This is a genomic window from Loktanella sp. DJP18, from assembly GCF_049310965.1.
Taxonomy (GTDB): domain Bacteria; phylum Pseudomonadota; class Alphaproteobacteria; order Rhodobacterales; family Rhodobacteraceae; genus Loktanella.
The window spans coordinates 39678-61326 of the sequence record NZ_JBMERN010000022.1 but is presented as its reverse complement, the minus strand read 5'-3'; the positions used below and the strand labels follow the sequence as shown (position 1 = coordinate 61326).

Genomic DNA, 21649 nt, shown 5'->3' with positions numbered 1-21649 from the left:
GGCTCTCTACGAACCCCAGATCCTCTTTTAGGAAACTTTGGTTGGAAGATATGCGCGAAAAACTCGAAAATGTGCAAACATTGCTTGGCGGCGGCACAACAGCGATCACCTACGATCATCCGCACTGCATAGGCGCAACTGTCGCAGGTTACGCATCCTTCAGACATGCGGAACCTCGCCACCCGCTGAAACATCCGAGCTTCTCGTGCTGCAGAATTCCCGAAGTTCTAGGTGGCTGCATGAGCCAGCCGCAGCATTCTACATTTCGATTTCGCGCAGGTTGAGACCCAACATGTTGATACCATGCCGACTTCGCGAAATCTTTACCCCGATTTCGAGACAACTTTGCCCCGATTTACAATCATCAGTGCGTCCACACACCGCGACGGGTCGTCGCGAAGTTTTCGCCGTATCCGCCGGCACGCACGTTTGCGCTGCGGGTCTGGGGTTCGGTGACGACTGCGTCGATGCCATGGTCCTTGGCGTAGGCCACCGCCTCTTCCTTCGAGGCGAAAGTCAGACGCACCTGGCTTTGCGTGTCGGTGGAACTTGTCCAGCCCATCAGGGGATCGATCTCTCGCGCAGAGTCGTTCACGAAATCCAGCAACCAGAGGCGCGATTTGGCGGTCCCGGAGGACATGGCAGTCTTGGCGGGGCGGTAGATACGGGCCTGCATGAATGGGACTCCTGTTGAACCGGGGATGTTATCGGCAAAACGCGCACCGAGGGCAAGAGGAACCCTGCCCGGGGCGTTGCGTTGGCCCACCAGACGTAAACCGAAAGGACTTACCATGAAGTATCTTCCCCTGATCGCCGCACTGACGTGCCTGCCGGTCGCCGCATCCGCCGAGCAGCATACTGCCATGACCCCGATGACCGCGACCGTGAATGGTGCCGATGGAGCAGGCCTCGGCACCGTCACCGTCACGCCGACGGAATCCGGCGCGGCGCTGGTCCAGATCGACCTGTCCGGCCTGCCGGCGGGTGAACACGCGGTTCATGTGCATGAAACCGGCGACTGTTCAGCCGACGACTTTGCCAGCGCGGGTGGCCATCTGGCCGACGGGCATGACCACGGCGTGATGGCCGCGAACGGCCCGCATCCGGGCGACATCCCGAACATCACGGTGGCCGAAGACGGCACCGCGCAGATGGAATTCTTCAACGCTATGCTGACGCCGGAGTTGATGGCGGACGAAGATGGTTCTGCCTTCATCGTCCATGCGGGTATTGACGACTACAGCAGCCAACCGGCCGGCGACGCGGGTGACCGCATCGCCTGCGGCGTCTTCAGCGAATAGGTCAGAACGCCCATTCGCCCTTGCGCATCACCGGGACCACCTCTCCGGTCCGGGTGATGCCATCGATATCGACGGCATCGGACCCCATCATCCAGTCGACATGGATCAGGGATTCGTTGCCGCCTTTCTGCTTCAATTCGTCCACGGACAGGTCCTCGCCACCCTTTACCGTCCCCGCATAGCACTGGCCCAGCGCGATGTGGCAAGAGGCGTTTTCATCGAACAACGTGTTGTAGAACAGCGTCCCGGATTGCGAGATCGGCGAGGAATGTGGCACGAGCGCCACCTCTCCGATCCGGCTGGACCCGTCGTCGACCGCCAGCAGGTCACGGAATACGGCCTCGCCCGATGACGCGCTGGCCTCGACGATCCGGCCCGCTTCGAATCGCACGGCGATGTCGCGGATCACCGTGCCCTGATAGGCGAGAGGCTTGGTCGCCGCGACCGTGCCGTCCACCTTGTAGGCGTGCGGGCAGGTAAAGACCTCTTCTGTGGGGATGTTGGGCTGGCAGACAACACCGTTCAGCGACATCGATCCGCCGCCCTTCCAGACGTGACCGTCGGCCAGACCCAGCCGCAGGTCGGTGCCGGGGCCGGTGTAGTGCAGCGCATCGAAGTTCTGGTCGTTCAGCCAGGTCAGCCGCGTGTTCAACTCGGCCGAATGGTCGGCCCAATTCTGCACCGGATCGTCGCCGCCAAGCCGCGAGGCGTCGTAGATCGCGTCCAGCAATTTTGCCTGCGCGTCCTTGACCGGCAGGTCGGGAAAGACCCGCGCGGCCCAGGCGGCACCGGGAAAGGCCACGATGTTCCAGTTCACCTCGTGCCGCACGATGGGTTCCATCGCGGGCTTGCCGGCGATGGACACGGCCTTGGACGCACGCGCGACCTTTGCGGGGTCCTGCTCTGCCAGCAGCATCGGATCGTCACCTGCGATGGCCATGCGCGCGGCACCGCCTTTGTAAGCCTTGCCCAGACCTTCGTAGAACCACCCCGGCGCGCGGTCGAAACTGTGGTCGCCCGCGTTTTCATACCGCGCCAGCGTGATCGCGTCGTCGGTGAAGAACGGCACGACCAGACCGGCCCCCGCCCTGTAGGCATGGACGGCAATGCGCTGCACCAATGGCAGGGCGGACATGTTCGCCGTGATGATCAGATCTTGGCCCGGTTGCAGGTTCACGCCGGTGCGCACCGCGACTTCGGCCAGTCGGTCCAGTTTGTCGACATCCAGATGATCGGACATAAGGGAAGGCTCCATTTCAAGATTTGTCGCGACCCTACGCCTCTGCCCTGCGGCGTCAACCGTGCCTCAGGCGCGGTCCAGAACCTCCACCGACAGGATCGTGGGCAGGTGGCGCGTGACCTCTTCCCAGGTGTCACCCTCATCGCCGCTGGCATAGACGGAACCCGAGTTGGTGCCGAAATAAAGCCCCGCCGGTTCGCGCGCATCCCCTGCCATCGCCTGTCGCAGCACGGTGAAATAGCACCCCGACTGCGGCAGACCTTTGCGCAGACCTTCCCAGGACGCCCCGCCGTCGCGCGATCGCCAGACGGCGCAGGCGGCATCGGGGGGAAAGCGGCCCGCCATGTCGCCGTTCAGCGGCAGGGTCCAGATCGTGTCCGCATCGCGCGGATGCACGCGGATCGGAAAGCCGAAGGTCGAGGGCAGCCCCGCCGTCACGTCGTCCCATGACCGCCCACCGTCGGCGGATCGCCAGACGCCGTGGTGGTTCTGCTGATAGACGACATCTGCGTCGCCCGGCGCGCGCATCATGTTGTGGACGCAATGCCCGACCTCGCCACCCTCCGGCCCGGCGGGGTGATGGTGATCGGCGCAGGCCCCGACGTTCGACAGCCGGTTGCGCCTGTCCCAGGTCTTGCCACCGTCCTCGGTGGCGAACACCCCCTCGGCGCTGATGCCCAGCCACATGCGGTCCGGATCGGTCGGATGCGACACGATAGAGTGCAGCGTCAGCCCCGCGCCCCCCGCCTGCCAGTCCTCGACTCCCTGATCCTCGGTCAGACCGCGGACGAGTTCCCACGTCTCACCCATGTCGCGGCTTTGCAGCAGCCGGGCGGGCTTGGTCCCGGCATAGAGCACACCATGCGCGTAGTGCAGCGACCAGACCTGACTGAAGTCCTTGTCGAACGGCACCGGCGCATCCGTCCAGCCAATCATCTGCGCGAAACCCGGATCGTTCGCGGCCCAGTCATCCATCTGGCCGGACGTCAGCTTTGCAAAGGTCCAGGTCGCGCCACCGTCCTGCGATCGCCAGACGCCTGCCCCGTGGAAATCGCCTCCACCGCCTGCCCACATCGTTCCGGTTTGCGGATCGCCGATCACGTGATTGATCGGCCAACCATCGCAGAACGGCCCGCGCGCTGCCCGCGCGCCTTTCTCCGCCCCGTCATCCACCAGAAAAACGCCCTTTGACGTTCCCAACAAGATTGACAGACCCATCGCATCTCTCCCCTGCGTTTTGCCCTGATTCTAGCAGATTTCGCTGCTTTCGTCGCCGGGCTTGTCGTTGCTGACGCCAACTGTCAGCAGCGCCCCTTGAACAGCGACGCGCAGGGGTCAAATATGGATCAGCCCCCGAAGGATGCCCCATGGCCTACGCCCAAACCGACAAACGCGAGCTTGCCGATGCCGCCTACCTGTCCAACCCCGCACCCAACGTGCGCGAGCGGGAGAAGATGGAAGGCGGTCGCAAGTTCGTCCTGAAGACGGAATTCGAACCGGCCGGCGACCAGCCCACCGCCATCGTCGAGCTGTCGGCAGGTGTCAGGAACGGTGAACGCGATCAGGTTCTGCTGGGGGCCACCGGCACCGGCAAGACCTTCACGATGGCCAAGATCATCGAGGACACCCAGCGCCCGGCGATCATCCTCGCCCCCAATAAGACGCTGGCGGCGCAGCTCTACGGCGAATTCAAGGGCTTCTTTCCGGACAACGCCGTCGAATACTTCGTCAGCTACTACGACTACTACCAGCCCGAAGCCTATGTCGCCCGGTCGGACACCTATATCGAGAAGGAATCCCAGATCAACGAGCAGATCGACCGGATGCGCCACTCGGCCACCCGCGCGCTGCTGGAACGCGACGATGTGATCATCGTGGCCTCGGTGTCGTGCATCTATGGCATCGGGTCTGTGGAAACCTATGGGGCCATGACGCAGGACATCCATGTCGGAAAATCCTACGACCAGCGCAAGATCATGGCCGACCTGATCGCCCAGCAATATCGCCGCAACGATGCCGCCTTTCAGCGCGGCTGTTTCCGCGTGCGCGGCGACTCCCTTGAAATCTGGCCCGCCCACTTGGACGACCGGGCATGGCGGCTGTCCTTCTTCGGAGAGGAGCTTGAAGCGATCACGGAATTCGATCCCCTGACAGGGGAAAAAACCGACACCTTCCCCAAGATTCGCGTCTACGCCAACAGCCACTACGTCACGCCCAAACCGACGATGCAGCAGGCCATCATCGGCATCAAGAAAGAGCTGCGGATGCGACTTGACCAGTTGGTCGCCGAAGGCAAGCTGCTGGAGGCACAGCGTCTGGAACAACGCACCAACTTCGACCTCGAGATGCTGGAGGCGACCGGCGTCTGCAACGGGGTCGAGAACTATTCCCGCTACCTTACCGGCCGCGCGCCGGGAGAGCCGCCCCCCACCCTGTTCGAATTCATCCCCGACAACGCCATCGTATTCGCGGACGAATCCCACGTCTCGGTCCCGCAGATCGGCGGCATGTACAAGGGCGACTACCGGCGCAAGTTCACGCTGGCCGAACACGGATTCCGCCTTCCGTCCTGCATGGACAACCGCCCGCTGAAGTTCGAGGAGTGGGACGCCATGCGGCCGCAGTCCGTCTTCGTCAGCGCCACGCCGGCGGCGTGGGAATTGGAACAGACCGGCGGCGTCTTTACCGAACAGATCATCCGCCCCACCGGCCTGGTCGACCCGGTGATCGAAATCCGCCCGGTCGAAATGCAGGTCGACGACCTGCTGGACGAGGTGCGCAAGGTCGCCGCCGATGGATACCGCACGCTTGTCACGACGCTGACCAAGCGCATGGCCGAAGATCTGACCGAATACATGCACGAACAGGGCATCCGCGTGCGCTACATGCACTCGGACATCGACACCATCGAACGGATCGAGATCCTGCGCGACCTGCGCCTTGGGGCCTTTGACGTGCTGATCGGGATCAACCTGTTGCGCGAGGGGTTGGACATTCCGGAATGCGGGCTGGTCGCCATTCTGGACGCCGACAAGGAAGGGTTCCTGCGGTCGGAAACGTCACTCGTGCAGACCATCGGCCGTGCCGCCCGGAACGCCGAGGGCCGCGTCATCATGTATGCCGACCGGATCACCGGGTCGATGGAACGCGCCATGAAGGAAACCGAACGCCGCCGCACGCGCCAGACCGCCTATAACGTCGAACACGGGATCACGCCGACGACGGTCAAGAAGAACGTCGAAGATATTCTCGCGGGCCTCTACAAGGGTGACGTGGACATGAACCGCGTCACGGCCAAGGTCGACCGTCAGGGGTCGAACATGAAAGCCGTGCTGGACGGGTTGCGCACCGACATGCGCAAGGCCGCCGAGAACCTGGAATTCGAAGAAGCCGCCCGCCTGCGGGACGAGCTGAAGCGCCTCGAAGCGGTGGAGCTTGCGATTGCCGACGATCCCTTGGCGCGCCAGCAGGCCGTGGACAAGGCGGTGGAGGACTCTGCAAAGGCGTCGGGTCGGTCGACGGGTGGCCGCGGCGGCATGCGCGGCGGCAAGTCGCGGTATGGCGGCAAGAAGCGGTAGTCCGGCACCTGTCGCGCAAGACCCGCCAGCAGTGTTAGGTCAAGGCAAGAATTTGCCTCTTGCGATGCGAGGAAGACGGTCATGCCATTCTGCGACATAACAGTCGTCCCCGTTCCGACAGACAAGAAGCGCGAATATCTGCAATTCACTAAGCGGATGGCAGAGGTCTACCGCGAATGCGGCGCGTCGCGCATCACCGATTACTGGCATGACGCGGACGCGAGCCATGCCGCGGATTTCCACGCCGAGAATGCGATGGATACCTATGATGCCTCTCGCCTTCCCGACTTCCGCAAGCTCGCAGGTGCACTGGACGGTCAGACGGTCGTGGTGTCGATCACCGAATGGCCAAGCCGCGAGCTGCGTGACCTCGGCGTCAAGGCAGTTGCCTCGGACCCCCGCATCTTGGCCACGACGGACGAGGACCCGATATTCGACGGCAGGGACCTGATCGCGGGAGGCTTCACCGTCGAGTTTGACACGACGTGAAAGCGAAAGCGCGGTATGGGCAGACTGATCCGCGCCGTTCTTTTGCTGGCTGGGGTCAGCGCGTTGGTCTGCCCCCGCGCCCTGTCAGTGCCTTGACCAGCACGACCACCAGCACGGCTCCGATCACCCCGATCGCCAAAATCGCCAACAACCCCGCTCCGATCGCAGCCGTCACGCCAAGCAGCGCCAGCACGAAAGGCAGCGCCACGGCACCGACAATCCCGGCCAGCATGAAGGCTAGCTTGTTGCCGCCCGTGATCACGGCCGCGATCAATCCGGCCACCAATCCGATTACCGCGAGGATCGTCACGGCACCCCAGCCAACCACCTGCAAGAACGTGTCCATCGTGCAATCTCCTGTCTGTTTCATGACCCAACCTGCCCCGTCCGCGCCGGTTCCGCAATTGCTCGATGAGGCGCATCGCGCAGACGGCCAATCTTGACAGCGCCTCTGCCGCGCGGCATCTAAGCGGCAAGGTGGGGACGTAGCTCAGTTGGGAGAGCGCGTCGTTCGCAACGACGAGGTCGTCGGTTCGATCCCGATCGTCTCCACCATTGCTGACGTCATCAGCAAGCTGAGACCATGCCGAACTCGGTGCGGGAACGGGGGCAGTCAGGCGACCCGACGGCCTGCTTTGGGCGGGTTTTCAGGCACGAAGGCCGCGATTGTCTGCACAAGGTTCTGCACATTGTGTGCGACGGACGCGCTTGCTGCGGTCGTCTCTTCGAAGGTCGCGGCGTTGCGTTGGGTGACCTGATCAAGCTGGATCAGTGACTTGTCGATGCCGTCGATGACTGCTGCCTGTTGTTCGGCAGAGGTCGCAATGGCCGTCACGCGGGCGGACATGGCGATGATCCGCCCGGTCACACCCTTTAGCGCCTCGCCGGTCCTCTGCACGAGGTCGACACCGCGGCCGACCTGTTGCCCGCTGTTCTCGATCAGGCCCCGAATTTCGCTCGCCGCGTTGGACGACCGTTGTGCCAATGCACGCACTTCAGATGCGACGACGGCAAATCCACGTCCCGACTCCCCTGCGCGCGCGGCCTCTACCCCGGCGTTGAGGGCAAGCAGATTGGTCTGAAAAGAGATGTCCTCGATCACCTTGATGATCGAAGTGACTTTCTGCGAGGAGGCCTCGATCTGACCCATGGCGTCGACAGCGGTGTCGACCAGGGCCGCACTCTTCTCTGTCTCGGCCTGAGTCAGGGCGGCCTCGCTGCTTGTGGTTCGCGCCAGCTTTGCATTGCCGCGGACGTTCTCATTGACCTGAGACACCTGTACCGCGACGCTGGCCAGCATCGTCGCCTGATTTTCCGTGCGGATGGCGAGGTCGGCAGTCGCCCGAGATATCTGGGCCGTCTCGACGCCAATCTGATGGGTGCCCTTCAGCACGGCTTCCATTGCCAGCCGGAGCGACGTCACCGCGCCGTTGAAATCGTGCCGCAGATCGTCGTAATCGGCGGAAAAGACCTGATCCATCTGCTGATCAAGCTGCTTGTCAGACAACTTGCGCAGACCGATCCGCAACTGCGCGACGACGAATGCCACTCGTTCAGCCTGCGCCCTGTCGCGTTCCGCTTCGGCGTGCTGTCGTTCCTGCTCGCGTTGGTTGGCCTGATCCAATTGGCCGATTGCAGTGGCGGATTTCCGCATTTCCACTTCGGCCCGTGCCGTCGCGTCTTCGGCCTGTGCACGCAACGCCTCGCTTTGCCGTTGGCCGTCCCGGGCCTGGCAAAGAGCTCTGTCAGCCTCGGCCATCGCGGCCAGAATGGCGGCCCGGTCGTTGATCGATTGCCGATCGAGCCGCTGACGCGTCAGTATGGCGCGCAGCAACGCAATCGTTTCCAACACGACGGCCAGGCCATGGAACAGGGTGCGTGCCACGTCGGCCGCAAGACCGAATGACGGATAGAGCAAGGCCGGCATCACGACCGAAAGTGCCAGGTGGTGCACGACGATCGCCGCCGCCGTGACAACCGTTGCCGCGCAATCGTTGACCAGCATGCTGCAGGCGAGGACGGCAAAGAACATCATGTGGCTGTCCAGCTGCCAGGCGTGTCCGGCAAGCGCTGCCGTCAGCAGGCTCGTCTGCCCGACAACCGCCAAGCAGACGACCACTGCGCCGGCGCGGTCCTGCATCCGCAGCGCAATCCACCCCATGATCGCGAAGACAAGACCGCCGATCAGGATCGGCAACAGTGGATTTCCGACCGCCCAGGCAACTGCGACTGGGACGGGTGAGGCGCACCATCCACCGATCGCGAGGACTGCTTTGGCCCGGTCGCGTTCCAGCATAATACTGTCGGTCAGGGTCATGTCGTTGGAATCGTTCAACTGAGGCCTCCACACAATGACGAAAACGCACGGCCATCCAGCACCATCACCGCCCCCGACGCGCGAAGTCGCGGCAAGAAGTGGGGGTCGTCGGACACGGCAAGGCTGGCCAGCGGAGCGGTCGACAATCCGATCAGCCGTCCGCCGCTTTGCGCAACAAGGCTTTCACGCGATTTCGCCCCACCCGCCGACAGGACAAGGACAGGTTGCCCGGTCACGGCGACGGACGAGGTCAGCGTGACCAGTCCACCGGTCCCGGTCACGAGCATGAAAAAGACAAAGGTCACAATGTTCTGCAAGATGCTGCCCTTGGACGGATGATGGTTCAGCAATAGGCTGCGAAGTTTTCGAAAGTCTTAACCAACGCCACGAAAATTGAAGACCCAAGGTCTCCGGCGAAAGCATCATGCGATTAGCCTCTGACGGGCAGCGATTGGCCACCGGTCACCGTGTGTCGGCCCGCCGATCAGGCCGAGCCGTTGCTTGCCGGCACGGGCGGCATGGCCACATCTTTGGGTCGCGTTTCCTTGCTGGCTACGCCTTCACGGTATCGTTATGGTCGCGTCAAAGACGCAATCGGGACGCAGTTTTCATGGCAAAGGTGCCGCCGGATGCCCGGCCCTTCAATATCATGATCGTCGGCCAAGGCGGCCGTCTGCAGTTCGAAGCCCTCGTCTTTCTGGCATCCCTGAGAGAGATGTCGCCCGCGTTTTCGGGTCGAGTCATCGTCGCCGAGCCACAGCCCGGTCCGCTTTGGGACCAGGACCCTCGCATGAGCCCTGCGATCCGTGACGCGCTAAACGACATGGGGGCCGAGATCCTGCCGTTCCAGTCGCGGTCCTTCGGCAGCGCCTATCCCTACGGCAACAAGATCGAAGGCCTGTCCGTGTTGCCACCCAAAGAGCCTTTCGTGTTCTTCGATACCGACACGCTGGTGACGGGCGAGATCACATCCGTTGCCTTCGATTTCGCACGTCCCGCCGCGTCGATGCGTCGTGAAGGCACATGGCCGCAAGAGGAACTGTACTGGCCCGGCTACACGGCCATCTGGAAATCGCTTTACGACCGCTTCGATCTCGATTTCTCGTCGAGCCTCGATCTGTCGCAGCCCGACGAATAATGGCAGCGGTATCTCTATTTCAACGCTGGCTGGTTCTTTGGGGCGGACCCTGTCGCGTTCGGCGCGCGGTTCCTCGACTATGCCGTCAGCGTGCGCGATGATACACCGCCCGAGTTGGTGATCCAGTCTCTTGATCCGTGGCTGGATCAGGTGGTGCTGCCGCTGGTCATTCACAGCTTTGGCGGCGGGCGGCCCGGTTCAGCGCTGGACGGTCTCGACGGCGACGTGACATGTCATTACCGCCTGCTGCCGTTGTTCTATGCCCGTGAAAGCGACCATGCGATCCAGGTGATGGAGGCCGTGACGGCACCCAACCGGATCAAGAAGCATCTCAAGGGACACGACGCCTTCAAGCGGATGATCTATCAGGAGCGTGGGCAGAAGGTGCGCGCGATGTTCGACCGCGCCGACCTGCCGAGACGCGAGGCCCAGATCCGCAACCAGATCAAGGCGGCGGGATTCTGGACGCGTTAGCCGATCGCCGTATCCCGTCGCACCGGCAGAACCGGGGGCCTGGCCCCAGACCCCGGGATATTTTCGACCAGAAGAAGCTGAAACCTGGCTTAGCGGGCAAAGATCGCCTCGTCGGCGGCGAAGCCCTTGATCTCGATCGGGTTACCCGCTGGGTCACGAAAGAACATGGTCCATTGCTCGCCCGGCTCGCCCTTGAAACGGACCGAGGGGGCGAGGATGAAGTCGGTCTGACGGTCCTCAAGCCGACCGGCGAGGACGGTCCACTCCTCCAGCGGCAGCACAATGCCGAAATGAGGCATCGGCACCAGATGATCGCCGACGCGGCCTGTCGGCGCGTTGGCGAAGGGCTCGCCCAGATGCAACGATAGCTGGTGACCGAAGAAATCGAGATCGACCCAGGTGTCGGTCGACCGCCCCTCCGTTGCGCCCAGCGCGCCGGTGTAGAACTCCCGTGCCTCGTCCAGATCGGTGACGTGATAGGCAAAATGAAAGGGATGCGGCATGGCAGGGTGTCCTTGGGCGTTGAGTGGCGCTGGCAAAGCACCTAGACCTGTGGTCGAGGAATTCAAAGGGAGAGAAATCATGTCCGACGGCCCAACCTACGGTTTCGACACGTTGCAGATTCACGCAGGTGCCCGCCCCGATCCGGCGACCGGCGCGCGGCAAGTGCCGATCTATCAGACCACCGCCTATGTCTTTCGCGATGCGGACCACGCTGCGGCGCTCTTCAATCTGCAAGAGGTCGGCTACATCTATTCGCGGCTGACCAACCCGACGGTCGCGGCCTTGCAGGAACGCATCGCCACGCTTGAAGGCGGTGCCGGAGCGGTCTGCTGTTCGTCAGGTCATGCGGCACAACTGCTGGCGCTGTTCCCGCTGATGCGGCCGGGCAAGAACATCGTCGCCTCCACCCGGCTTTATGGCGGTACGGTCACGCAATTCACCCAGACGATCAAGCGTTTCGGCTGGTCGGCGACCTTCGTGGATTTCGACGATCTGGACGCCGTGAAGGCCGCCATCGACGACGACACGCAGGCGATCTTTGGCGAGGCGATCGCCAATCCCGGCGGCTACATCATGGATGTGCGCGCGATCGCGGACATCGCCGATGGTGCGGGCATTCCGCTGATCATCGACAACACCACGGCGACCCCCTACTTGTGCCGCCCCATTGAACTTGGTGCCACGCTGGTCGTCCATTCGACGACCAAATATCTGACCGGCAACGGCACGGTCACGGGTGGCTGCGTCGTGGATTCGGGTAAGTTCGACTGGGCTGCCTCGGGCCGCTTCCCGTCACTGTCCGAACCCGAACCGGCCTACCACGGGCTGAAATTCGCGGAAACCTTCGGCCCGCTGGCTTTCACCTTTCACGGCATCGCCATCGGTCTGCGTGATCTTGGCATGACCATGAACCCGCAGGGGGCGCACTACACGCTGATGGGGATAGAGACGCTGTCCCTGCGCATGGCCCGCCATGTGCAGAACGCGGAAAAGATCGCCAAGTGGCTGGAGGACGACCCACGCGTCGACTACGTCACCTACGCGGGCCTGAAAAGCAGTGCGTACTTCGACCGCGTTGCCAAGGTCTGTCCAAAGGGGGCCGGCGGTCTGTTCACGTTTGCGGTGAAGGGTGGCTATGAGGCCTGCATCAAGCTGATCGACAGCCTGGAAATCTTCAGCCACGTAGCGAACCTTGGCGATACACGCAGCCTGATCATCCATCCGGCATCCACAACGCACCGCCAGTTGCAGGAAAACCAGCAGCGCGCGGCGGGGGCAGCCCCCGAGATCGTGCGCGTCTCGATCGGGATCGAGGATGCGGACGACCTGATCGCTGACCTCGATCAGGCGCTGTCGAAAGCCACGGCATGAGGCGCGGGGGCGGGGTTTCCCCCGCCCCTGGCCGAGTCGCCTATTCGCCCAGACCGTAGGCCAGGATCACATTCGCGGTGATCGTGATCTGGCCTGCGGCGACCGGCACCGATTCAGCGGCATCCATCGCCATGCGCATCATCGGCTGCGGCATCCCGTCGCCGACAACGCCTTCGGTCAGGGTCTTGATCGGGCCCAGCGTCACGCCGGCGGCGTCGGCATATAGCCCGGCCTTGTCGGCGGCATCTGCGACGGCGGCGCGGCGCGCCTCGTCCAATGCGGGCTTGCGGTCCTGCAGATCGAAGGTCAGGCCATTCATCTGGTTGGCACCGTCCTGCACCACCGCGTCAAGCGTCTGTCCCAGCGTCGAAAGATCCAGCACACGCACGCTGACATCCGTGACGGCCATGTAGCCGGTCACGCGCGACGACTGCGTCGCCTCGTCATAGGTCTGCTGTACATCGACGCGCAGGTTGCTTGTCTGGACGTCGTCGGAGGATACGCCCGCCGCCGTCAGGCTGGCCAGCACCTTCTCCATGTCGGCGCTCATGGCGCGTACGGCCTCTGCCGCCGTCGCCGCCTGCGCCAGCACGCCAAGCGAGATGCGGGCCATGTCAGGTGCGACCGACACTTCGCCGGTCCCGGTGACAGTGAGGGTTGCCGTCTGCATCTCGGCAGGTGCCGTGACAGGGGGTTGGACGATCTGTGCCGTGGCCGGCAGAGCTTGGGTGCAGAGGATCAGCGCTGCGGCGCTCAGGGTCGATCTCATGTTCTTGGACTTTCCAGAAGAGTTGAAACAGGCAAGCACACGCCGTCGGGATGTCGAACGCCTTGGCCCCGGCGGTTTTCTGCGCTAGCCTTCACCAAAGGAAATTCAGACTTTTCCCGTGATGCGCAGGGACGTATGGCCATTCGATGACACCCAATTTCGCTCTCTCGCTCTCATTCGACGGTATATCCCTGTTGCAGCGCGTGCCAGACGGCTGGCATCTCGTGGGCGAGGTCCCGCTTGACGCGCCCGACCTGCACGCCGCCCTTGCCGACCTGCGGACCAAGGGCCTCAAGCACGACCCGAACGGCCTGCACACGAAGCTCGTCATCCCCGGCGATCAGATCCGCTTCATGACGCTCGACACGGCAGAGGCCGACGATGCGGCGGTGCGACAGGCGCTGGACGGGGCCACGCCCTACGCGCTGGATGACCTCGTCATCGATACGCTGCACGTCGATGGTCGCACCCATATCGCCGCCGTCGCCCGCGAGACGCTTGACGAAGCGGAAGCCTTTGCGGTCGAGCATGACTTCAACCCGGTGGCTTTCGTCGCCGTGCCCGACAAGGGCACGATCACGCAGGAAATCTTCTTTGGCGCGACCAAGGCCGCCGGGGGAGCAAAAGTGGACCGCGACAACCGTCCGGTGATCAAGACCGGCGTGGCTGCGGACCCCGTGACCGGGACCGAAGCACCTGCGCCCGCCAAACCGGACATTGTGCCGGATGCGGTCACGGCATTGGACAGATCCACGCCCGTCTTCGCATCGCGCAGCAAGGTCGCAGCGCCGACCATTGAAGCGGTGCTCAGCCGCTCGAACCGTGCCACGTCGCTGGGCTCCGGCGCCATGCCGGGCGGGACTGCGCCGCAGTCGACCAATGCGCGATCCACACCGCCTGTGCCAGCGCGCACAGCGGCCCTATCGACGACCGGCGCGCAGGGTGCCGTCGTGACGCCGCTTGCCCCACCGGCAGAAGAACCATTGTTCACCCGCCGCAAGGAACCGCCCGCCCCGATCCTCGGCAAGGGGCGCGCCGCATCGCCGGCCGCCACACGGGCAGACAGCGCGACCGATGCACCGGTGTCCGCACTGACGGCTGCGGCGGCACCGATGATCTCGGCCACGCCCCGCACTCCGCCTTCCCAGACATCCTCACCCCAAGACTCCCTTTTGCGGACAGCGGACCGCAGAAAGACGGCTCCGACTGATGCCGCACTTGCGACCTCCGCACGTCGCGGCACGCCGCGCTATCTTGGCCTGATCCTGACCGCGGTTCTGCTGATAGCCCTGCTTCTGGTCGGGCTCTGGGCCTCGACCCTGACGACGGACGGCATTGCCGCATGGTTCCGGGGCGATGAACCGACCGTTGCGGTTACAAGCCCCGCCCCGACCGACACCACCACTGCCGTCGCCGTACCCGTGGCAGAGCCGGAGCCTGTCGCAGAGGCTGTCGCGGCACCGGTCGCAACCGAAGCGACCGCGCCGTCCGCCCTTGCGCCGCAAGAATCCACCGAGGCGCCCCCCCCGCTGCCCATCGTGCGCGCGACCGTCGGTCGCGTCCTGTCGCCGGACGAGGCGGACCGCGTCTATGCGGCGACCGGCGTCTATCAACGTGCGCCCCGGATCGCCACGACGCCCGACAGCACCCCACTCGAGGGTGTCGGAACGATCATCACCGTCGCGGCACCCGCCGAGGTTGCGCAACCGGACATGCCGCCGCTCGACACGGTGGCCCCTGATGCGGTAATCGCTGCGCAGGCGACGCCGCCCGGCCCGGATGTGGTGTTCGCACGCGACACGCGCGGCAACATCCTTGCGACGCCCGAAGGCATCACGACACCGCAGGGTGCGATCGTCGTCGCCGGGGCACCCGATGTACGCCCCGTCCTGCGCCCCGGCACCCCGCGCGTGCCGGCGGCGCCCGTCAGCCCCGTCCTGCGCCCTGCCGATCTCGTCCCTGCGCCGGACCCCGTCACGGACGCATCTCCAGAGGCCGAAGCTGCGACGGAAGCGGCAAATTCTGATCCGGCGGTGCCTGCCGTGGAAACGCCAGCCTCCGATGCCGCGCAAGCCTTTGCCGCCGGCCCGCCACCGCTGCGCCCCGTCCTGCGACCGTCAGAAGCAGCGGCGCTGGCCACCCCCGACGTCGCTGTCACCACTGCGGACTACACCGGCGTGCGCCCGCAGGTGCGCCCGGACGGGCTCGTCGCAGCCCCCGACATGCCCACCGCCGCCCAGACCGTGATCGCGGCCTATACGGGCGCGCGGCCGGTGCTGCGCCCCGCCGACCTTGCACCCGCCACGGCGGATGCCGAAGCCGCGACGGAGGCGGAGCCGGAACCCGTCATCGCCGACATCAACGCCGTGGCGGCAGCCATCGCGGCGGCGGCCCCCGCGTCGTCGTTCAGCAACCGGACGGCCCTTGCGGTCAGCGTCGCCCCGCGCCCGGCCCCGCGTCCACGCAATTTCAGTCAGGTCGTGGCCCGCGCCCAGCAGGCTGCAACGCCGCCGCCTGCCGCCGCCGCGACGCGCACTGCGGCCGTCGCCGCCACACCCGCACCGCCGACCATCGTCGCCCCCAGCGGCAACATCCCCGGCGGCGTGGCCCGGGCCGCCACGATGGACAATGCCATGAACCTGCGGCAGATGAACCTTGTCGGCGTTTACGGCAAACCCAACGCCCGCCGCGCGCTGATCCGCCTTGGCAATGGCCGCTATGTCAAGGTCGAGGTCGGCAGCACCCTCGATGGCGGTCAGGTCACGGCCATCGGGGATTCTGCCCTGAATTTCGTGAAACGTGGCCGGGTCTATGCCTTGACCCTGCCGGGCTGAAACCGCTGCCGCTCCGTGTCCGTTCCGACATGAAGCGTGATCGCCGCGCCATTGCCTAACCCGCGCCCCCTTGCAATAGAGCGGGCATGGAAACCTTTCTGCTTCAGGCGACGATCTACCTTGGTGCGGCGGTCATCGCCGTGCCGTTCGCAGCACGTCTGGGGCTGGGATCTGTTCTGGGCTATCTGGCTGCCGGGATCGTCATCGGCCCCCTGACAGGTCTGGTCGGAACAGAGGCAAAGGACATCCAGCATTTCGCCGAATTCGGTGTCGTCGTCATGCTGTTCCTTATCGGACTGGAGCTGGAACCGCGCGCCCTGTGGGACATGCGCGACCGGCTGATCGGGTTGGGCGGGCTTCAGATCGTGCTCACGACCGCGATCGTCACCGCCGCGGGTGTCGCGTTGAACTACGACCTGCCGACTTCGCTGGCCATCGGCCTGATCATGGCGCTGTCGTCGACCGCCATCGTGCTGCAGACCCTGTCCGAAAAGGGGCTGATGCAGACCGGCGGCGGGCGATCCATCTTTTCCGTCCTGCTGACGCAGGACATCGCGGTCATCCCGATGCTGGCCCTGCTTCCCTTGCTGGCCGTCTCGGGCAACCGCCTGACCATCGCGCCGGACGGATCGTTGCAGCGGACCGGGGCCGAAGACAGCCACGCCGCCCTGTCGCTGGTCGATGGGTTGCCGGGCTGGGGTGTCACGCTGGTCACCATCGGGGCGGTCGCGGCCGTCGTGCTGGCGGGCATCTACCTGACACGGCCGGTCTTTCGCTACATCCATCAGGCCAAGTTGCGAGAGATGTATACCGCCCTTGCCCTGCTGATGGTCGTGGCCATCGCCGTGCTGATGGGCATGGTCGGCCTGTCGCCGGCGCTTGGCACGTTCCTTGCGGGGGTCGTCCTCGCCAACTCCGAATTCCGGCACGAGCTGGAAAGCGACCTCGAACCCTTCAAGGGGCTGCTGCTCGGCCTGTTCTTCATTACGGTGGGCGCCGGCATCAACTTTACCCTGCTGGCATCGCAACCGGTGCGCGTGGCGTCCTATGTCATCGGCCTGATCGTCATCAAGGGCGCGGTGCTTTATGCCCTGTCGTTCCTGTTCAGGATGAAGGGCAAGGATCGCTGGCTGTTCACCCTGGGCCTGGCACAGGCAGGCGAATTCGGGTTCGTCCTGATCTCCTTCTCTTCGCAGCAAGGCGTCCTTCTGCCAGGCCTCTCCGAGATGCTGTTGCTGGTCATTGCCCTGTCGATGCTGGTCACGCCCCTGCTGTTCATCGGCTTCGACTGGCTGACCCAGCGTATGGACGACCAGGAGGATCACGAACATGACGAGGTCGATGAACAGGGCACGGTCATCATCGCGGGGATCGGCCGTTTCGGGCAGATGGCGAACCGGCTGATCCAGTCGGCGGGCTTTTCCACCGTCGTGATCGACAACGACCTGCCTGCTGTGCAAATGATGCGCAAATTCGGGTATCGCGGCTTTTTCGGCGACCCCACGCGGCCCGACCTGCTGGCCGCCGCCGGCATTCAGGATGCGCGCGTGATGCTGGTGGCCGTGGACGACAAGGACACGGCGACGAAACTCGTGGCCTATGTGCGCAAGGTGCGCCCCGACATCCACATCATCGCCCGCGCCCGCGACCGGGTGCATGTCTACGAGCTTTACGCCGCCGGGGCCAACGACATCGTGCGCGAGATGTTCGACAGCTCGCTCCGGGCCGGACGCTATGCCCTTGAAAACCTGGGCCTGACGGATTTCGAAGCGGCAGAGACAGAGACGATGTTCTATCATTCTGACCGGGACATGGTCCGCGAGCTGGCCGAACTGTGGAAACCCGGCGTCGCCGTGGCCGACAACCCGGCCTATGTCGCGCGGGCTCGGCAACTGGACAACGACCTCGAAATCGCCCTCGCCGCCCGCGTTCAGAACCGCGAGGACGAGGAGAACGCGCGCCTTCTGCCCCGCCGCCCCGGCGACACGTCCAACAACAATCGCTAGCCCGCGCTGACGCCCGCATCGGCAAAGGTGGACATGCCGGAATGACAGGCGACGGCGGCCTGCACGATGGCGATGGCCGTCGCGGCACCAGAGCCTTCGCCGAGTCGCATGTTCAGCATCAGCAGCGGTGTCTTGCCCAACCGGTCCAGCAATGCCCCATGCGCGCCCTCCACGCTCAGATGGCCGGCGACGGCATGGTCCAGCGCCCCGGGCACGGCGCGTGCCAGAACGGCTGCGGCAGCACAGCAGATGAACCCGTCGAGGATCACGGGTGTGTGGTCTACACGCGCCCGCGCCATGGCACCGGCCATCGCCGCGATCTCTCGCCCGCCAAGGCAGCGCAGCGCTTCGAGCGGGTCGCCGGTCGCATCGGGATTGGCGGCAAATCCGCGCGCCACGGCGTCGATCTTGCGCGCCAGCCCCGCGTTATCGACACCGGTGCCGCGTCCGGTCCAGTCGGCGGCAGCGCCACCGTACAGCGCGTGGGCCAAGGCGGCGGCGGCGGTCGTATTGCCGATCCCCATCTCGCCCACGACCAGCAGGTCGGTGTCAGCATCGACCGCCTCCCATCCGGCGATCAGGGCTGCGACGACCTCGGCTTCCGTCATCGCGGGGCCCGTGGTGAAATCCCGCGTCGGGGTGTCTAGATCCAGCGGCACCACATCCAACTTTGCACCGAAGGTCCGTGCCAATTGGTTGATCGCCGCGCCGCCAGCCTGAAAGTTGCCGACCATCTGCGCCGTGACCTCTGGGGGAAAGGCAGAGACGCCCTGCGAACACACACCGTGGTTGCCCGCGAAGATCACGATCTGGGGGGCTAGAATGCGGGGCCGGTCGGTGCCCTGCCAGCCCGCGACCCACTGCGCGAGATCCTCCAACCGGCCAAGGGCACCCGGCGGCTTCGTCAACTGCCCGTTCCGGGCAGCCGCCCCGTCGATCGCCACCTGATCGGCGGCGGTTGCCGACGATATCGTTTCGCGAAAGGTGGTCAGGCTGTCGAATGGGGCGGTCATGGGGGTCCTCGTTGCGGTTCGCGTGCGACCTGTCTAACCATGGGCAACGGAATGAAAAGCCTGCAAAGGACGCCTTCGTGGCCAAAGACGACGCCCTTGCGGTGCCATCCGACATTGCCGCGGCACTTGGCCTGCTGACGCGCCTGCCGGTCCGGGTCGACACGGGCCGTGCCATCGCGCGCGGCGCGCGGGCAGCCTGGGCTTGGCCGATTGCCGGTGTCGTCGTGAACGCGCTAGCGGCGGCGGCGGCAGGACTTGCCCTGTGGACCGGCCTGTCCGCCTCGGTCGCGGCGCTGGTGTTGGTCGCGGTTCAAATCACCGTAACCGGGGCCATGCACGAGGACGGTCTGGCTGACAGCCTCGATGGTCTGTGGGGCGGGTGGGACCGCGCGCGGCGGCTTGCGATCATGAAGGACAGCCAGATCGGCACCTATGGCGTGCTGGCGCTGCTGCTGACGATCCTGCTGCGCTGGACACTGTGGACGGCGCTGCTGGCCGTGACGCTGTGGCCGGTGGCGCTAACGGCGGGTGCGCTGTCGCGGCTACCGATGGTCGCGCTGGCATGGGCCCTGCCGCATGCGCGTGACAATGGGTTAAGCCGGGCGGTCGGGCGGCCAGCGGCCACGACACTGACCTTGGCGGGCAGCATCGCATTCGTGATTGGGGTCATCACGCTCGGCTGGTCAACATTGCCGTTGGTACTTGCAGTCGCGCTCGTCACAGGGATCTGGGGACTGATCGTCAAGACGCGGATCGGCGGGCAGACCGGCGACATTCTTGGGGCCAGCCAGCAGATCGCGGAGGTCGTGATCCTGTTGACACTGACCTTGCTGATCTAGGGACAGGTCAAGGCGGCGGCAAAGGCGGCAGGACCGGTATTCGGCCCCAGATCGCGCATCTGCGCCGTGCCGTCGACGATTCGGGTCGCGACGATGCGGGACCAGTCAGCGGTGGCCGTCACCGCCTCGGGCACGCCGCCGCAGGTGCGCAGGCCGCCACTGATCGCCGGGTCGCCGATCCGGTGGTTGGTCAGCCCGTCGACACGGTAGGCTTCGGTCAGTTCCGTGCCATCGAACCGCCAGACTCGCAGTTGTCGCACCAGATGCGGGCGATCGATGTAGGCGATCTCGACCCTGCCGTCGCCGTCGAGATCGCCCACGCCGATGGTCGCAAGCCAGCGGCGCGGCTCTCCGATGTAGGGAGTCGTCGCCAAAAGGGTCCACGCCGCGCCGCGCAGGCCGTAGATCGCAAGCTGCGCGCCCTGCGTCAGACTGGTACGGACGGCGATCACCTCGCCGATGCCGTCGTCATCCAGATCGGCGATGTGCGGAACCGTATCCTCGAAAACGTGACCTTCGCCGGCAGCGATGGTCCACGTCAGGCAGCGGTCCGCATCCATCGGAGTCGTCTCGAGGCGCAGAATCTCTGCCGTGGTAGTCCGGCCCAGAATGGCATGGTCGTAGATCGTCGTCGGTCTGGCATACCAGGCCCGGCTGACGGTCGGACCGGCTGAGACCGCGATTGCACCCACCAATGCCGGTGGCGGGTTGGCGCAGGCTGCCGCATGGGTCGCCAGACCGGTCAGAAGACCGGCCACGACCCATGCGCGCATCAGATCTGCTTTTCCGGCATCTGCACGCGCAGGCCATCCAACGCGTCGCTGACCTTCAACTGGCAGGTCAGGCGCGACCGTTCCGGATCGGGCTTGAAGGCGAAGTCGAGCATGTCTTCCTCCATCGCGTCCTTGGCGGGCAGCTTGTTCACCCAGGTCGCATCGACGTAGACGTGGCAGGTCGAACAGGCGCAGGCCCCGCCGCAGTCCGCCTCGATCCCCGGGATGCCGTTGTCGCGCGCGCCCTCCATCACGGTCATGCCATTGGCGACATCGACGACGTGTTCCTTGCCGCCGTGTTCCACATAGGTGATCTTGGCCATGCCTTCTGTCCTTTCGCGCGCATCCTTGGTTGGCGCATGTCTAAGGGAATGGGGATCACCCTGCCAGTCACAATTGCGCCGCCCTGCTGGCACCGGAACTTTGCGGTTTGACGCTGGCCTGCGACCCATTAAGATGGTCGGAACAGGAGCCCTGATGTCCCGCTTTGTCCCCTTTGCCGTCGCACTGGCGGCCTGCGCGCCGCAGGCCATCCCGCCTGCCAGCCCCCCCGCCGCGATCATCCTGTCCGTCGGCGCGATCGAGACGGACGCCGCCGGTCGCTGCTTTGCCCGGACCGCCGCACCGACGCAGACCAATATCGTCGAAGAGACGATCGAGGTCGTGCCAGAGCTGCGCGGACCCGACGGTGCGGTCGTCAACCCCGCCGTCTTTCGCACCGTCACCCGCCCGCGAACCGTGGTCACAGGCGAAGGCCAGCGGTTCGAGACCGTCTGCCCGCCAGTCTACACCGAGGCTTTCGTCGCCACGTTGCAACGGTCCCTGCTGATCCGGCGCGCCTATGATGGACCGATCACCGGACAATTCGACGATGCGACGCGCCTTGCGGTACAGCAGTTCCAGCGTGCCGACTCGATAGACAGTCCGCTGCTGGCGGTCCGGACCGCCCGCGCGCTTGGCATCCTGGCGGTCACGCGCGGCTAGGCGCAGGCAAGAACGCCGC

At 64.9% G+C, this 21649-nt stretch carries 20 protein-coding genes, 1 tRNA gene and 1 pseudogene; 11 read left to right on the top strand and 11 right to left on the bottom strand.

What is annotated here, in order from left to right; all coding sequences use genetic code 11:
• A partial coding sequence (locus ACOI1H_RS09025; RefSeq protein WP_422436798.1) for a hypothetical protein occupies positions 1-284 on the top strand: 284 nt, incomplete at its 5' end.
• Positions 285-364: 80 nt separating this feature from the next.
• Here ACOI1H_RS09025 and ACOI1H_RS09020 read toward each other — a convergent pair.
• A complete protein-coding gene (locus ACOI1H_RS09020) occupies positions 365-676 on the bottom strand; it encodes an ETC complex I subunit (RefSeq protein WP_422436797.1) in 312 nt (103 codons plus the stop codon).
• Positions 677-791: 115 nt separating this feature from the next.
• Here ACOI1H_RS09020 and ACOI1H_RS09015 point away from each other — a divergent pair, with 115 nt between their 5' ends.
• Positions 792-1301: a superoxide dismutase family protein gene (locus tag ACOI1H_RS09015; RefSeq protein WP_422436796.1), complete on the top strand. Its 510-nt coding sequence runs from the start codon at positions 792-794 to the stop codon at positions 1299-1301.
• Position 1302: 1 nt separating this feature from the next.
• Here the strand turns inward: ACOI1H_RS09015 and ACOI1H_RS09010 are convergent, their stop codons facing one another.
• The gene (locus ACOI1H_RS09010; RefSeq protein WP_422436794.1) at positions 1303-2541 is read right to left on the bottom strand and encodes an aminopeptidase; all 1239 of its coding nucleotides are present in this window, start codon (positions 2539-2541) and stop codon (positions 1303-1305) included.
• A gap of 66 nt (positions 2542-2607) precedes the next feature.
• On the bottom strand, positions 2608-3759 hold the full coding sequence (locus ACOI1H_RS09005) for a WD40/YVTN/BNR-like repeat-containing protein (RefSeq protein WP_422436792.1): 1152 nt from the start codon (positions 3757-3759) through the stop codon (positions 2608-2610).
• A 149-nt stretch (positions 3760-3908) separates the two neighbouring features.
• Between ACOI1H_RS09005 and uvrB the strand changes: the two genes are divergently transcribed.
• Entirely contained in the window at positions 3909-6119 is a 2211-nt protein-coding gene (gene uvrB, locus ACOI1H_RS09000) for an excinuclease ABC subunit UvrB (RefSeq protein ID WP_422436791.1), read from the top strand.
• Positions 6120-6200: 81 nt separating this feature from the next.
• Entirely contained in the window at positions 6201-6608 is a 408-nt protein-coding gene (locus ACOI1H_RS08995; protein WP_422436789.1) for a DUF1428 domain-containing protein, read from the top strand.
• A 55-nt stretch (positions 6609-6663) separates the two neighbouring features.
• Here the strand turns inward: ACOI1H_RS08995 and ACOI1H_RS08990 are convergent, their stop codons facing one another.
• Positions 6664-6978: a GlsB/YeaQ/YmgE family stress response membrane protein gene (locus ACOI1H_RS08990; protein ID WP_422436787.1), complete on the bottom strand. Its 315-nt coding sequence runs from the start codon at positions 6976-6978 to the stop codon at positions 6664-6666.
• Between the two features lie 109 nt (positions 6979-7087).
• Here ACOI1H_RS08990 and ACOI1H_RS08985 point away from each other — a divergent pair.
• Positions 7088-7163, top strand: a tRNA-Ala gene (locus ACOI1H_RS08985).
• Between the two features lie 58 nt (positions 7164-7221).
• Here ACOI1H_RS08985 and ACOI1H_RS08980 read toward each other — a convergent pair.
• Both ACOI1H_RS08980 and ACOI1H_RS08975 read right to left on the bottom strand, forming a co-directional pair.
• The gene (locus tag ACOI1H_RS08980; RefSeq protein ID WP_422436785.1) at positions 7222-8943 is read right to left on the bottom strand and encodes a methyl-accepting chemotaxis protein; all 1722 of its coding nucleotides are present in this window, start codon (positions 8941-8943) and stop codon (positions 7222-7224) included.
• Positions 8940-9242 (bottom strand): hypothetical protein, encoded by a 303-nt coding sequence (locus ACOI1H_RS08975; RefSeq protein ID WP_422436783.1) that lies wholly within the window; start codon positions 9240-9242, stop codon positions 8940-8942. The genes ACOI1H_RS08980 and ACOI1H_RS08975 overlap by 4 nt, the downstream gene beginning before the upstream one ends.
• Before the next feature lie 293 nt (positions 9243-9535).
• On the opposite strand from ACOI1H_RS08975, the pseudogene ACOI1H_RS08970 reads away from it, so the two are divergent.
• Positions 9536-10537 (top strand): annotated as a pseudogene (locus ACOI1H_RS08970) (hypothetical protein).
• Between the two features lie 89 nt (positions 10538-10626).
• On the opposite strand, the gene ACOI1H_RS08965 reads toward ACOI1H_RS08970, so the two are convergent.
• Positions 10627-11040, bottom strand: coding sequence for a VOC family protein (locus ACOI1H_RS08965; protein WP_422436781.1), 414 nt, complete (start codon positions 11038-11040; stop codon positions 10627-10629).
• A 79-nt stretch (positions 11041-11119) separates the two neighbouring features.
• Between ACOI1H_RS08965 and ACOI1H_RS08960 the strand changes: the two genes are divergently transcribed.
• Positions 11120-12412: an O-acetylhomoserine aminocarboxypropyltransferase/cysteine synthase family protein gene (locus ACOI1H_RS08960; RefSeq protein WP_422436779.1), complete on the top strand. Its 1293-nt coding sequence runs from the start codon at positions 11120-11122 to the stop codon at positions 12410-12412.
• A gap of 40 nt (positions 12413-12452) precedes the next feature.
• On the opposite strand, the gene ACOI1H_RS08955 is transcribed toward ACOI1H_RS08960, so the two are convergent.
• Positions 12453-13181, bottom strand: coding sequence for an SIMPL domain-containing protein (locus ACOI1H_RS08955; protein ID WP_422436778.1), 729 nt, complete (start codon positions 13179-13181; stop codon positions 12453-12455).
• Between the two features lie 146 nt (positions 13182-13327).
• Here ACOI1H_RS08955 and ACOI1H_RS08950 point away from each other — a divergent pair, with 146 nt between their 5' ends.
• Both ACOI1H_RS08950 and ACOI1H_RS08945 read left to right on the top strand, forming a co-directional pair.
• Positions 13328-16015, top strand: a complete 2688-nt coding sequence (locus ACOI1H_RS08950) for a hypothetical protein (RefSeq protein ID WP_422436776.1) — start codon at positions 13328-13330, stop codon at positions 16013-16015.
• Positions 16016-16101: 86 nt separating this feature from the next.
• A complete protein-coding gene (locus ACOI1H_RS08945; protein ID WP_422436775.1) occupies positions 16102-18021 on the top strand; it encodes a cation:proton antiporter in 1920 nt (639 codons plus the stop codon).
• Here the strand turns inward: ACOI1H_RS08945 and cobT are convergent.
• Positions 18018-19034 carry a nicotinate-nucleotide--dimethylbenzimidazole phosphoribosyltransferase gene (gene cobT, locus ACOI1H_RS08940; protein WP_422436774.1) on the bottom strand — a complete coding sequence of 339 codons (1017 nt, stop codon included), beginning with the start codon at positions 19032-19034 and terminating at the stop codon, positions 18018-18020. The two genes, ACOI1H_RS08945 and cobT, sit on opposite strands and share 4 nt — an antisense overlap.
• 77 nt (positions 19035-19111) lie before the next feature.
• Between cobT and ACOI1H_RS08935 the strand changes: the two genes are divergently transcribed.
• Positions 19112-19873 (top strand): adenosylcobinamide-GDP ribazoletransferase, encoded by a 762-nt coding sequence (locus ACOI1H_RS08935; protein WP_422436772.1) that lies wholly within the window; start codon positions 19112-19114, stop codon positions 19871-19873.
• Here the strand turns inward: ACOI1H_RS08935 and ACOI1H_RS08930 are convergent.
• Both ACOI1H_RS08930 and ACOI1H_RS08925 read right to left on the bottom strand, forming a co-directional pair.
• A complete protein-coding gene (locus ACOI1H_RS08930) occupies positions 19870-20646 on the bottom strand; it encodes an FG-GAP repeat domain-containing protein (protein ID WP_422436770.1) in 777 nt (258 codons plus the stop codon). The two genes, ACOI1H_RS08935 and ACOI1H_RS08930, sit on opposite strands and share 4 nt — an antisense overlap.
• The gene (locus tag ACOI1H_RS08925) at positions 20646-20969 is read right to left on the bottom strand and encodes a 2Fe-2S iron-sulfur cluster-binding protein (RefSeq protein ID WP_422436768.1); all 324 of its coding nucleotides are present in this window, start codon (positions 20967-20969) and stop codon (positions 20646-20648) included. The genes ACOI1H_RS08930 and ACOI1H_RS08925 overlap by 1 nt, the downstream gene beginning before the upstream one ends.
• 154 nt (positions 20970-21123) lie before the next feature.
• Between ACOI1H_RS08925 and ACOI1H_RS08920 the strand changes: the two genes are divergently transcribed.
• A complete protein-coding gene (locus ACOI1H_RS08920) occupies positions 21124-21630 on the top strand; it encodes a peptidoglycan-binding domain-containing protein (protein WP_422436767.1) in 507 nt (168 codons plus the stop codon).
• Positions 21631-21649 lie beyond the last annotated feature (19 nt).

Coding starts and splice junctions, on each gene's coding strand:
- ACOI1H_RS09020 (WP_422436797.1), bottom strand. CDS start 676: ATGCAGGCCCGTATCTACCGCCCCGCCAAGACTGCCATGTCCTCCGGG.
- ACOI1H_RS09015 (WP_422436796.1), top strand. CDS start 792: ATGAAGTATCTTCCCCTGATCGCCGCACTGACGTGCCTGCCGGTCGCC.
- ACOI1H_RS09010 (WP_422436794.1), bottom strand. CDS start 2,541: ATGTCCGATCATCTGGATGTCGACAAACTGGACCGACTGGCCGAAGTC.
- ACOI1H_RS09005 (WP_422436792.1), bottom strand. CDS start 3,759: ATGGGTCTGTCAATCTTGTTGGGAACGTCAAAGGGCGTTTTTCTGGTG.
- uvrB (WP_422436791.1), top strand. CDS start 3,909: ATGGCCTACGCCCAAACCGACAAACGCGAGCTTGCCGATGCCGCCTAC.
- ACOI1H_RS08995 (WP_422436789.1), top strand. CDS start 6,201: ATGCCATTCTGCGACATAACAGTCGTCCCCGTTCCGACAGACAAGAAG.
- ACOI1H_RS08990 (WP_422436787.1), bottom strand. CDS start 6,978: ATGAAACAGACAGGAGATTGCACGATGGACACGTTCTTGCAGGTGGTT.
- ACOI1H_RS08965 (WP_422436781.1), bottom strand. CDS start 11,040: ATGCCGCATCCCTTTCATTTTGCCTATCACGTCACCGATCTGGACGAG.
- ACOI1H_RS08960 (WP_422436779.1), top strand. CDS start 11,120: ATGTCCGACGGCCCAACCTACGGTTTCGACACGTTGCAGATTCACGCA.
- ACOI1H_RS08955 (WP_422436778.1), bottom strand. CDS start 13,181: ATGAGATCGACCCTGAGCGCCGCAGCGCTGATCCTCTGCACCCAAGCT.
- ACOI1H_RS08950 (WP_422436776.1), top strand. CDS start 13,328: ATGACACCCAATTTCGCTCTCTCGCTCTCATTCGACGGTATATCCCTG.
- ACOI1H_RS08945 (WP_422436775.1), top strand. CDS start 16,102: ATGGAAACCTTTCTGCTTCAGGCGACGATCTACCTTGGTGCGGCGGTC.
- cobT (WP_422436774.1), bottom strand. CDS start 19,034: ATGACCGCCCCATTCGACAGCCTGACCACCTTTCGCGAAACGATATCG.
- ACOI1H_RS08930 (WP_422436770.1), bottom strand. CDS start 20,646: ATGCGCGCATGGGTCGTGGCCGGTCTTCTGACCGGTCTGGCGACCCAT.
- ACOI1H_RS08925 (WP_422436768.1), bottom strand. CDS start 20,969: ATGGCCAAGATCACCTATGTGGAACACGGCGGCAAGGAACACGTCGTC.
- ACOI1H_RS08920 (WP_422436767.1), top strand. CDS start 21,124: ATGTCCCGCTTTGTCCCCTTTGCCGTCGCACTGGCGGCCTGCGCGCCG.